This is a genomic window from Arachnia sp., assembly GCF_057238465.1.
In genome coordinates, this window is record NZ_DBHHFZ010000012.1 from 84,464 (window position 1) to 96,208 (window position 11,745).

Below are 11,745 nucleotides of genomic sequence, written 5' to 3' on the forward strand. Positions count from 1 at the left end.
CGCCTCACATCCGGAGGTGCCGCGTTCCGCCAGGCCTGCGCCGTCTGGTCTCGGATGAGCCGGTTTTCCGCCGCCGAGACCGGCCGAGTTTGCCCAGTCCCGGGTCCTCGGGTAGGGTTCCCCGCGGAGGATTCGCCTAGAGGCCTATGGCGCTCGCTTGGAAAGCGGGTTGGGTTCACGCCCTCACGAGTTCGAATCTCGTATCCTCCGCCACAAAGAGTAAGAGCGGCTTTGACTAGGGGGTTTACCTCTGGCTAGGGTCGTTTTTGCACATTTTAGCCCCCCTTGTTAACCCCCCATTGGTCCGGCAGACGATGGAGGTCCAGGTTTTGGGGGGTGAAACCTGCCTCCAGAGACTTGGGCATCAGCGGCCCTGTGTGCGACGCAGAGCCGCCATCAGAGCTGCCGCCTGGGATTCCTCGGGAGAGCGCCTCTCGGGGACTTCAGCGGCCTCTTGAAGGCTCGCTTCCTTGGTCAGAGCGGAACCGACAGCGGGCGCGGAGAATTGAGGAGCTGGAGCAGCTTGGTGAGCAGAGCCAGTGCCAGGGTGGCGTTGAATCAGCTCGGAGATGTCTCTGTCTGTCAGATGTGCGAAGCGCACCTTCACAGGCTCACCGTCCGCCCCCAAGGTGAACCCAATGCCTGCGGTGCGGTAGCCATTAGCTATGTTTGCTGGAGCAATCGTAGTTGAGTTGAAACCCCTCTTGGCTGCATCTGGCCCCAGGAACAGGTCGTTGTAGTAGGAAGAAGGCTGCCTGAGAACCACGGGATTGCCGATGTTTGGCCGCATCCATCCCAAGACAGCCTTGTCTGCGTTCTGGGTGGCTCCTACGATGAGGATGTTGAGAGACCGCCCCATCGCCATGATTTTTGTGAGTTGATTCAGGGTGGCAGTCTCACGATTGGTCTGCAAGTCTCCAATCAGGCTAAGCATCTCGTCAATGACCAGGAAGACCATGGGATGGGTCTTCGAGGGGGTCATGCTCCGTCCCAGCTCCCCTTTGGAGAGGTCGATGGGGTTGGCCTTGGAGCGCTTGTCGAGGATGCCTGCAACGTGCCCGATGAGCTGCACGGCATCTTCCATCGAGTACACCACTTCTTTAAACAGCCATGAGTCTTCATAAGGCCTAAGCTCAGACCGTTTTGGGTCAATCCCGTAGAACTCTGAAATTCCCTGCTCCACAAACTCTGCTTGTTGGAAGATTAGGCAGTTCAGCGGCGAGGATTTCCCGCTTCCTGTGGTACCCAGAACCAAGGTGTGATGGGTAGGTAGGCTGAAAGGCTCCCCACACTCTTCCAGCGCCACGGGTAGAGAGAACGGATTCTTTGGAGGATTAGCCCTGAGGAAGTCAACCCCGATTTTGGTCTGCATCAAGGTGTCGATAGGTGCCGTTCGGTGAGCCGCATAAGCTACTCCTCGACCCCCTCGGTGACCCGGAATAGGGTTGAGTTCCACCAGGTCCAGCTGAGATGATATCTTCCCTTCGATGCGGGCTACTTCCTCAGCCCCGTGTCCATGCAGGTCAATCGAAATCTGGAAGTGCTGCGAATCATCTCCGCCTCCATATCGGGGCTCCAGCGGCACCACTGTGATGCAGCGGGCCACCTCTCGAACCTGTGCATGAGCATCTAATTTCTTTCCCCTGGCCGCGCCGCGATTGGCCTTGATGCTGGCCTTGACCGCGCGGGGATAAGGACTGAGCCAGGCTGCCCCGAAGCTCATGACGCCCTTCGCCTTCTCTTCTTCCGTCAGCTCCTTCAGGAAGTTGCTGGCCGGGGCGAACAGCTCCCGAAGGCCCGAGTTGGCCAGAAGCATGCTCTGGGCTTTGAAGAGAGGTCTGCTCTGCATGGCAAACCAAGTCCCGGGATTGATGGTCCTGCGTCCCGCAAAGTTCCTCCAGCGGGCGGCCGCCTTGATGACCAGAGGCACCAAGATACGGATGGCAAGGATGGCCCCGGTAAGTGAGATGCCGATGGCCCAGAGGTTCGCGCCAATGTAAGCGTCGTAGAGCGAGTAGAGCTTATCCATTATGATGTTCCTCCAATCTGGTGCGGCTTGTCATGCGAGTTTGATGCGGCGATTGTCGCTGTAGGGGGTCCCATCCCGATGCTTCAGGGGCAAGATTAAAAGCTTCCCCGTGTTGATGAGGCCGAGATTTCCACTGATATCCACCTTCTTGAGTAGTGTGGGAATCTGGGTGCCGATGGTGAAATAGATTGCCCTACCGTAGGTCAGCCCTTCCTTCAGTTCGGCAGCCAAGGTGGCCAAGATGGCTTCATACTCCTTCCAGTTCTTCTTGCTTAGCTCCACTTCAATTAAGAGATTTTGAGAGCGAACCCCGCCCGCTGGCGCTGGCACCCTTGCGGCCAAGTCAGGCTGGTGCACCGCCTTCCTGATGCTCCCCTCGCGCTGCTTGAAACCCAAGGTCCAAAGCATGGGCTCAGCATCCACAACATCCTCGTAGACCAAGGTCCCTTGGGCCACCTGCTCAAATCGCGCCTTCATGGTGGCAGCGCGAAGGGGGCCGAATTCGCTCGGTTCACCCCTTTTCTTGGCCTCCCTCAGAGCTGATTTTACCGGCTCGAAGGCATTGCGCATTTCCTTTTCAGAAATGAGCGCATCCAGACTTAGGGGTGCAATCCCTAGCAGGTTCTTGAAGAAGCCAGCGGGGCTGTAGAGTTGGGCAGCCACTTGAGCAATAGCGGAAAGATGAGCTGCTCGGGTCTTGGCGACCCCCCGGAGCGTTTGCATGGCGCCAGTTTCGTACCCCTTGGAGCCCAGGGTTTCGATACCTTCGGTAGTGATGGAGAAATAGTTCTCCTGGGCTGCGGGGTCTCTGTGCCAGGTGAGCATCCCCATGCGCCTCAGCTTCTTCAAAGTCGCTTCCACACCTCCAATTGCCCTAAGGACACCAGCCTCATAGAAGGGGTTGGCCTGGCGCACCTGGAGCATACTCATCGCTTCCAATGTGGCTCCAGGAAACTTGGCCAGGAAGGCCATGAGTTCTAGGTTTCCAGGGGAGATTTCTGGTTGGCGACGGTTCTTGGATATGATTCGTCTGCTATGTGCAGCTTCTTTTTCAGGTAATTTCAGTAGTGTTGAGACCGGCTTTATCAAATCCATCTCTTCCGGAGAATCGTCTAGCAGTTCGGCCAATAAGTCGGTTGGTTCGAGCATGATTGCCTCCAATCTGACACTGAGGGGTGTTCCCGTTTTCTATATCGCCACACTTTCCCCTATCCCCCTCCCTATCCTCTTCTAATTCCCGCCTACTCCTACCCCAGAACATTATTATGAGCTGTTTTGCCTCGTAGATAAGAGGGTTTTTTGGCGACGGAAAAGCGAAAGATGTTCTGCTTAGACAAAGTCTTCAGCAGAACCCACGTAATCCTTCCTTGGATTCCCTCCAATGGCCCAGCAGTTGGCCGCCAAGAATGACCCAAGTATGACGACAGCGCGTCCAGTGTCGATGGCCCTGTGGGCATTGCGTCTACGCCCGAGGTTTTCAGGTCTCCTCTCCCTGCCGCCTCACCCTCCCAACCCTCACCACGACTAGAGCCATTTAGATATTCATACCAATGCTTTCCCGCCAGGACGCATTGACCCCCAGAGGAATCGACTTCTCCGGGGGTCATTTTTATTGTTCAGATATTAGTAGCGACTCCGGCGGACGAGAGAATGTTGAAAGCAGCAAAGAATGAATAGAGCGCCAGGGTCAACCCCTGGGCGCTTTTTGGGCGCCACCAGGTTTCGGGCCATCCGCGTGTTAGGGCCTTCGGGCAGATGGACGCTGGCAGTGGGGCACAGATATCTCTGTCTCAGGCATTCCCAAGATTGACCAAGCGGTGAACCATGGCACCGTCTCGGACTAGACCATGATGGCAGGGTATAAAAGATGCTCACTTCGGTGAGTGGGTCCTAATTCCCTACGGATGCCAAGCATGGCATTCAGGTCGAGGGATACCTGGACCCTTCCCTATGGGGCCGCACTTGACTTGGATGCGGACATATTTGGAACGCTAACCAGCACTTAGGGAAATCGCGGGTACCGGAGGCCCAGGGAATCTCTGGGGTGTCGTCAGGAGGGTGGGCGGCCATCCAAGTCCCTCACTTCAGGGTGGGGTCATAGATACCTCTATGTCTTCTTTCCTTCTGCACCCACGTCTCCCTAGTCTTGGTGTGCGCTCATCTACTCTCGTGCCGAATGAGTTCTATCGTGAGGGACAGAGCATATTGGAATTAGGAGAACTTCCAGTTCTGCCTGCGCACGTAGTCAAGAAACGTTATTGTGGAGACATTGAATTCGGCAGCCACGTTAGGAATCTTTTGGTTATGGTCAGCAGTTCCAGGGCCCTTCTTAGTCTCCTCGGTCACGATAGTCGCTCTTTCCGCCTTCGCGTGCGCAATGATAAATGGGTCTGCCTCATTTACCTGGCCTTGTACCCATCCGGGGTGCGCTGATGCAATCTCCGCGACTGTCATGAGCTCGACGTCAGTTACTGGGCAGACAAACCCGGGAAGATTCTTTGCCCAGGTGTGGAGTTCGTCGCCGCCTCGGTGCACCTCGCGAAGGATTGCCTCACATATACAGCTATTTCCTGCTGCGACCGCACCTTCCAGTCGGTCCCACATAGCTGGGAAGATGTCTCGTGGATAGCGTCGAACGAGGCCGACAAGGATGTTTGTATCCAGGGTGAATTTCACCGCGCGCCGCCGGTACGGTAGTATTCTTGCAGCATTTGCTCGACAGTTGGAAGTCGCGCGTTTAGGAGATACGTGGCGTCAACAAGGTCGACCCGCCCGTCTTCAAGAGCTCCTGCAACAACGCCAATAAAGGTGCTTCCCAGGTCTCTGTAGCGAAGCTTCCATTGGGGCACGAAACCACTCTTCTTCTTGGTCGTTTCCCGCGCACGCTCCCAAGCATCATCGCTGGCCATTCTGACTTCCTCTAGGCTCGCGTCATCGATGAGCCCGAATCGGCGAAGTCTCACCGCCACGGCCAAAGTGCTCACGCGGAAATGTGCGGCAAGTTCTTCGATAAACGCTTTGACATCGGCATAATCACGCGCAAGCGTCAGGAACTCGTCGCGAGGCATCAGGAACTCAGCGGCGAAGTTGTTAGCCAGGGCTTCTTCAAAGACCCTGTCCTGTAGAGTGCATAGGCCGCTAGTACGATTTATCAGGTGCGCGACCTCATGGAACAATGTAAAGGTTTTCCCTGCTGGGCTGTCGGCTCCGTTAACCACAATTACAGGCAGATGCTCATGGTGTAAGGAAAACCCTCGAAAGCTTGTAAGGGAGATTCCCGTCGTCTGCAAGACTAGAAGGCCATGAGTTTCTAGAAGCAACCTCCAGTCGCTGAACACAGACGCGTTTGGGCCAGACTTAGGCACATAGTTCTGAGTCAGTCCCAGCTCTTCTCGAAACTCCCTTGCTTGGCTGGCGAGGTTATCCCAACGAATCGGCCCCACTGGAAGACGGAGTACCTGCCTGTCGGCGAGTTCGAGCATAGCGTTGCGGTGCTGTTCAGCTCTGCGCATCTCTTTGGCCAAGTCGGATGTCAAAGTCTCGCCTGGGCGGCCACGAAAGTCGGCTGTCGCAGGCACATCCGGAACACTTGGAGGCGGCGCGAAGAAGAATCCTAGGGCACGGTCCAGCTTCTTTGCCATGAGCGTGAGCTGTCGAAACGTTGGAAGCGCGTCCCCACCCTCGAAGTCCACGATGCGCTCGGGCTTCACGTTCAGTGCCCTTGCTAGGTCCGATACGCTCACCTGGCCAACTTGTCTTGCCCACTTGAGGGCAACCGGGTTGATAGGCGCCCTGGCCGCCATCCTGCTACCCTCCATCCTCCGTCGGCTCTGCCCATCTTAGAGCAAGACACCGACCCTTCTGAGTCGAGGGGTGACCATCGAGCTTAGATGGGTTGCCCGGAGCCCATCTGGCGTCCGCACTTCGCCCGTCCAGTTGGTCTCTACCGCAGCTGCGAGTCGTCTCTTTTCTCATGACCTTGCGAGACAGCGCACGTTTGTGTTGACCAAGGTGGAGGTTCCAGTCTCGGCGCGAGAGAAGCCGTCTCATATCCCCGTCTCAACAGATATTGATTCCAACTCGTGAGACGCACGGGTATTTGAGACAGGAGATTAGTGATGGCGATTCTTGGCTACGCGAGGGTTTCGACGTCCACCCAAGCCCGTGAGGGCTATTCGTTACAGGACCAAAAAGACCGCCTGAAGACAGCTGGAGCTACGAGAGTGTTTGATGATGCCCTGAGTGGCAAGGACCGTCAGAGGCCCGGATTGGAGGCTTTGTTGGGACATCTGCGCCCCGATGATGTCGTACTCTTAGTGAAGCTTGACAGACTGGGACGCTCGCTGTCCGACCTCTCAAGTTTATTGAGGGAAATTGAGGAAACTGGGGCGACTCTCCGAACCTTGGACGGCTTGGACACCGGCACGGCTCAAGGGAGACTGCTCTTTGGGGTCCTAGCTAGCATTGCAGAGTTTGAGAGGGAGATGATTCTGGAGCGGACAGCTATCGGCCGAGCCAGAGCTGCGGAGCTTGGGAAGACTGGGGGCAGACCGAGCGTCGTCAATGAGGCGCTGGTTCGCAGAGCAGCAGAGTTGCATGGCAATCCCTCCCTTACTGCGGGTGAGGCTGCCCGTGCTCTGGGGGTATCCCGAGCAACCTTCTATCGTCTGCTCAGGGCGTCTGGTGGCAAGCCAAATGATTGCCCCTTTGACTCCAGATGAGTGGCAGTGGAGTCCTTGGGTCCTGTGCCCAGGCCTGGACAATGCTGGGATGCTGGCTGCTCTTTTGCCGTGCAGATACTGAGGGGGCTTCTCCAGAGGAGGCCGAGCTGCCCCATGGCCTTACCCACCTCCGCCCTCCGTGATGCCGCCTGGCCGGACCATGCAGCCAGCCCAAAACCCCTGAAAGAACCTGGGGTTCTGGACCGGTTGTCACTGAGTGCAGGTCAGCGTTTGCGGTTCTGGTGGTGTTCCTTGTCCTTGTCCAAGCAGATGGTGATGCCGGTGCCGTCCATGCCTAAGATGTGCCATCGGGCGCCCCTAGTCAGCTCGCTGAAGTCTTTGAGAAACCTCAGTCCAGCTTCCCCGTAGAGCACCCAAGGAAACATCAAAGTTACCTCTGGTCTTCTTAGGTCCCCGGAGTTGCCGCCTTCAAGCTGCCCGGGGTCACACGGGATGGCCCTGGCCACCGCCGACCTAACCTCTTCCATCCAAACCATGACGCGGGCTTCGGCCTTACCAGCAGATATCCCCATGCCCCAGGCGAAGACCACCAAGACCAAGGTAATGAAGATGGTGGGGGTGGTGGCCCTGGTGGCTCCGGTGATGATGGCCAAGACCCAAGCCGCTCCTGCGCCGATAGCCCAAACTTTGCCTGAGGTTGTCTGCCTTGCCGCCAGGATGGCCCTGGGAAGGATGCTGAAAGCAGATACAGGAGTGAAGGTAACCCACTTCATAGTGGAGGCCGCCAGGGTGAAGCCCCAGAAGAGCGTGAAGAAGACCCAGCCGGGAAGGAAGGAACCGTTCTGGGTTGCGAGTTGCATGGCCACCGCCACCACCAGCCCGAGGAGCGCGAAGAGGATGAAAAAGAGGGCTACTAGCCGCCTCGTTCCCCGTCGCGGGTCCTCTCCGGTGGCTATGCCCGCCGCCAAACCGCCTGCGAATGCTCCCAATGACATGACTATCCCTTCAAGTATTGCCGCTTTAGAGCGGCATCCACGCTAGGATAGCACATGCTTGCCGCCCTAGAGCGGTAGAACGTGCCGCTTCAAGGCGTCAGACTTAGGGGATGCCTACTTCGCTCCCCTTGGATACCGAAACGTTGAGGAGAGTCATGGGGTTCCGGGAGCAGATGGGGAGGCGAATCCGCGAGAGACGGCTAGCGCTGGGGCTGAGCCAGGAGAGTCTCGCAGCAGCGGCGGGCTGGGGTCGCCATCACTTGTCGAGGGTCGAGCTGGGTCAGGTCTCCACCGCTGCCGAGCGGCTAATCACCATGGCCGAAGCGCTGGGCTGCTCCATCCACGAACTCGTGCCGGACCTCCCTGACCTTGAGGAGCGCACAGAGAGCGATTCTGAGTCTTCCTGAGCCCTGCCCCTGATGTTCTGCCTAGGATGAGCACTTTTTGAGAAATCTTCTCAGAAACTGCGAAAGTGACCCTGAATGGGGCCGGTAGAACCTGCCGCATCCCGGGGTGTTCCAGGATGCGATTTCAGGTATCGGGCTGGGGTGGCTACTTGCCCCTCGGGAAGTAGTTCAAAGCATCAATACCCTGCTTCTGATGCCACTCGACGGAACTCTGATTCAAAGGCCAGATTGAGGCTAGGTTGATGGGCTCATTCAAGTGCTCAACTCGGAATGCTTCTGGCATCCAGAGCTGGTTCATGGCATGTACTGCTCGAGCATGGGGTGTGGCATCCCTTGGCAGGGCATAGTCGGTTTCCCGGTCAGCCCTCCAAAGACTCCAAAGCGGTGCCATGCCCGCGTAATCTGCCAGCGTATCCGGGAGGGGCTCCTGAGGTGGCTCTGCGGGCCTGCCGAAAATGGCTCCGAGGAACTCCATCGCTTCCTTCTTTTGGCCTGCGCTCGGGTGGGTGTAGACCGCTTGGAGCGTGTTTCGCCTGTCGACCGCGTGACCCGTAATGGCCGAAATCACAACCGCCGGGAAGTTTCGACGGCCCAGCTCAGTGGCGCAGACATGTCGCAAGTCGTGTTCCCGCACCTGCTCGCCATCTCCATATTTTTCCAAGAGGCGCTTCCAGGCGGCATTAACATTCTGGCGGCGGAGCGGTCCCCCCTTGCTGCTGGCGTAAAGGTAGGTGCTCTGCTCAAAGAGCGGGGAAAACATCGCCCCAGATGGCCCCATGTTCGGCCGGTCCCAGCGCTGTGCATGGGCTTCCATCTTCCGCCGAAGCTCCCCAATGGTTCCGGCTTGCTCAGCCAGCTTCACGAGGTGGATAGCCCGCCGGAGATAGAGGGCATCCAAGTGAGGTGCTGACACCATCGGAAGGGGGAGTCTCCTGGGCTCAGAGTTCTTCTTGAGGGGCTGCAAGCTGAGGTCCTCAGCCAACTGCCTGTCAACCGTAATGACTGGCTGCGGTAGGCGGTTCTTCCCATGGCGCAACGCGGTCGCAATGGAGCAGTGACGGATGGCCAGTCTCTCCGAGGTTCTGAGGCCAAACCCCAGCAGAAAGCTTGTCAAGTAGGCCTTATAGGGGATTTCCTGCATCAGCAGGGTGATGAATCGCGCCGCCCCTTCCCTGGCCGCGAACTGCGCTCCAACGGCTTTGGACAGCTTCTTGGTGCGCTCGATGGACGCCATGGGGTCGATGACCAGCTTCCCTTCGGCCAACTGCTTGTGGAAGGCCTGCGCCAGGAGCCCTTCTATCGTGGTTAGCGGGGTGGTCCCAAGGAGAAGAGTACCGTCCTTCCCCTTCTTTGCCCGCAGTTGGTCGAGAAACCTTTCGATGTCTTTAGGGGAAATGGCATCCATCGGCATCTTGGCCAAGGCGCTAGGCATGATGTGGTTTCGGAGCAAACCCCGGTAGCGGGGGTACGTACCCCCGCTGAGCTTGCCAGCCTTGTGCCGGGTCTCGATGAGGGACTCCACGGCCTCTCCAAGGGGCTTCAGTACGCCCTGAGGTGTCGCGGAGTCCTTTGGTGCCAGAAGAACATCGATGAAGGAGGCTCCCAGCGCTGCCTCGGCACTGGCCCGCAGCTTGGCGGCTTCCTCCTGCTGACCAAGAGCCTCCAGCTTGAGCACCAACCGGGCCACAGCCATGGGGATGGTGGTGCCCTTGGCCTTGACCCTCGACCCCCCAGTGCCTCCGGGCCAGCTCACTGCTCGAAAACTCCGCGTTCCTTGGGAAGTTTTTGGGCGTTCGATGGTGCAGGATAGCCCCCAGCTGCTCTTCCTTGGCATGGGACCATGGTAGACCCTGTTAGCCCCCTTTGTTAACCCCCCTACTGCCCATTACCCGATTCTCATAGTTCTCAAATATCCTTGTCAAAGCAGGTTCACGCCCTCACGAGTTCGAATCTCGTATCCTCCGCCACAAGCCATATCGCTCGAACCCCCGGCGTTCACACCGGGGGTTCGGTCTTTCCCGGAGAAGTACCCTCCCCACCCCGGCTCATCGGCCCTCCCGCCCTCACGGTCCGCCGGCCTTCCCACAAACCGCCAGCCCACCCGACACAAACGCCAGCCTTATGGTCATCCGCTGGCCTTCCCACACAAACGCCAGCCTTATGGTCATCCGCCAGCGCTACAGCGCAAGCATTCGACAACAAGACAAGCGTCGCCCACACTCCACCCCGGTTCGCCAGCCTTCCCGCAAACCGCCAGCCTTATGGTCATCCGCTGGCCTTCCCACACAAACGCCAGCCTTATGGTCATCCGCCAGCGCTACAGCGCAAGCATTCGACAACAAGACAAGCGTCGCCCACACTCCACCCCGGTTCGCCAGCCTTCCCGCAAACCGCCAGCCTTATGGTCATCCGCTGGCCTTCCCACACAAACGCCAGCCTTATGGTCATCCGCCAGCGCTACAGCGCAAGCATTCGACAACAAGACAAGCGTTCAGCCTTTGGGCAGGCGTTCGACATCACTCGTGCCCCTCGGACCATCCCGGACGATCCGCGACCGCCAGGGCCGCGGGCACCATGGCCGCCACCATGTCGTCCAGCCAGGCGGGCATCGGCCCGGCGCCCGCCCCGAGGAAGGGTCGAACCAGGCCATAGGGGGTCTGCTGGACCGCGACCCGCACCAGTTCCAGGGGTTTCAGGGACCCGAAACGCTGCCGGGTCAGCTCCCCCAGCACCGCCAGGACCTCGTCGTTGAGTCCCCGGACCGCCTCCCGCAGGTCGCCGGGGCAGGCGGCGAGCTCGTCGTCACCGGCCTCCAGGCGCGCCAGCAGCTCCGCGTGACGGAAAAGCGTCAAGGCCCGGGCCTCGCCGGGGTTCTCGCGACAGTAACGGGGAATGGCGACGGCGGCCGCGACGAGCGCCTCCCCGGGATCCCGGGACGACCCGGCGGCGGCCAGGAAGTCGACCTGGAATCGCTTGATACTGCGCACCCACAAGGCCAGCAGCAGCACCTCCCGGTTCGCGAACCGGTAGTAGAGCGACCCGACCCCACCCCCCACGGCGGCCGCGACATCGGCCGTGGTGGCCGTCTTCCCGTCCCGGGCAACAACCACGAGAGCAGCGTCCAACAGCGCGTCTTCACTGAACTTCGGCGGCCTTCCCACGACAGCAAGCGTACCCACCCCGTGCTAGTTTTTGAGCATGGAATCAAAAACTTTTCCCCTGGTGGGCTGGAGTCTCGTGCTCATCGGGATCATTCACAATCTCTTCGGCATCGTCGTCGGGTGGCGGATTCTGCTCGACGCCGCGAACGCGGGGCTGATCGGAGTCTGGGACGACCCACCCCCACAAGGTCTGATCTTCTGGTTCCTGGTGACGGGATTCGCGTTGATCGCCATCGGTCTGCTCGCCGCGCAGCTGGAACGCACAGGGGTGGCGATCCCGTGGTCCTTCATCGTGCTCTTCGGTCTGCTGACGCTGACCGGGGTGGTTCTCATGCCGGCCTCGGGTTTCTGGCTGCTGCTGTTCCCCGTGGCGGTGTGCCTCATCCGCCGACTGCGCCACTGACCCCTCGGGACACCCACCGTCCCAGCTGCTGAAACCCGCCCCATCCCGACAAACCGTGGCATGCCGTC

The 11,745-nt window shown here is 58.9% G+C and carries 10 protein-coding genes and 1 tRNA gene; 4 read left to right on the forward strand and 7 right to left on the reverse strand.

The window, feature by feature from the left end:
- The first annotated feature begins 125 nt into the window (after positions 1-125).
- Positions 126-213 (forward strand) — tRNA-Ser (locus ACO6D6_RS12645).
- 151 nt (positions 214-364) lie between these two features.
- On the opposite strand, the gene ACO6D6_RS12650 is transcribed toward ACO6D6_RS12645, so the two are convergent.
- The 4 genes from ACO6D6_RS12650 to ACO6D6_RS12665 form a co-directional block, all read right to left on the reverse strand.
- Positions 365-2,029, reverse strand: coding sequence for an FtsK/SpoIIIE domain-containing protein (locus ACO6D6_RS12650; protein WP_484785601.1), 1,665 nt, complete (start codon positions 2,027-2,029; stop codon positions 365-367).
- A gap of 30 nt (positions 2,030-2,059) precedes the next feature.
- Positions 2,060-3,178, reverse strand: coding sequence for a hypothetical protein (locus ACO6D6_RS12655; protein ID WP_338569145.1), 1,119 nt, complete (start codon positions 3,176-3,178; stop codon positions 2,060-2,062).
- A 1,062-nt stretch (positions 3,179-4,240) separates the two neighbouring features.
- Positions 4,241-4,705 carry a DUF4411 family protein gene (locus ACO6D6_RS12660; protein WP_338569147.1) on the reverse strand — a complete coding sequence of 155 codons (465 nt, stop codon included), beginning with the start codon at positions 4,703-4,705 and terminating at the stop codon, positions 4,241-4,243.
- Positions 4,702-5,772, reverse strand: coding sequence for an ImmA/IrrE family metallo-endopeptidase (locus ACO6D6_RS12665; protein ID WP_484785602.1), 1,071 nt, complete (start codon positions 5,770-5,772; stop codon positions 4,702-4,704). Before ACO6D6_RS12665 ends, ACO6D6_RS12660 begins: the two co-directional genes overlap by 4 nt.
- A gap of 375 nt (positions 5,773-6,147) precedes the next feature.
- Here ACO6D6_RS12665 and ACO6D6_RS12670 point away from each other — a divergent pair, with 375 nt between their 5' ends.
- Entirely contained in the window at positions 6,148-6,750 is a 603-nt protein-coding gene (locus tag ACO6D6_RS12670; protein WP_484785603.1) for a recombinase family protein, read from the forward strand.
- Between the two features lie 224 nt (positions 6,751-6,974).
- On the opposite strand, the gene ACO6D6_RS12675 is transcribed toward ACO6D6_RS12670, so the two are convergent.
- Positions 6,975-7,706, reverse strand: coding sequence for a hypothetical protein (locus ACO6D6_RS12675; RefSeq protein WP_338569155.1), 732 nt, complete (start codon positions 7,704-7,706; stop codon positions 6,975-6,977).
- Between the two features lie 173 nt (positions 7,707-7,879).
- Here ACO6D6_RS12675 and ACO6D6_RS12680 point away from each other — a divergent pair, with 173 nt between their 5' ends.
- The gene (locus ACO6D6_RS12680; protein WP_484785627.1) at positions 7,880-8,113 is read left to right on the forward strand and encodes a helix-turn-helix domain-containing protein; all 234 of its coding nucleotides are present in this window, start codon (positions 7,880-7,882) and stop codon (positions 8,111-8,113) included.
- 145 nt (positions 8,114-8,258) lie between these two features.
- Here the strand turns inward: ACO6D6_RS12680 and ACO6D6_RS12685 are convergent, their stop codons facing one another.
- Complete coding sequence (locus tag ACO6D6_RS12685) at positions 8,259-9,806, reverse strand: tyrosine-type recombinase/integrase (protein ID WP_484785604.1); 1,548 nt, start codon at positions 9,804-9,806, stop codon at positions 8,259-8,261.
- An 823-nt stretch (positions 9,807-10,629) separates the two neighbouring features.
- A complete protein-coding gene (locus ACO6D6_RS12690; protein ID WP_484785605.1) occupies positions 10,630-11,274 on the reverse strand; it encodes a TetR family transcriptional regulator in 645 nt (214 codons plus the stop codon).
- A 37-nt stretch (positions 11,275-11,311) separates the two neighbouring features.
- Between ACO6D6_RS12690 and ACO6D6_RS12695 the strand changes: the two genes are divergently transcribed.
- Positions 11,312-11,677, forward strand: a complete 366-nt coding sequence (locus ACO6D6_RS12695; protein WP_484785606.1) for a DUF6463 family protein — start codon at positions 11,312-11,314, stop codon at positions 11,675-11,677.
- The last annotated feature ends 68 nt before the right edge of the window (positions 11,678-11,745 follow it).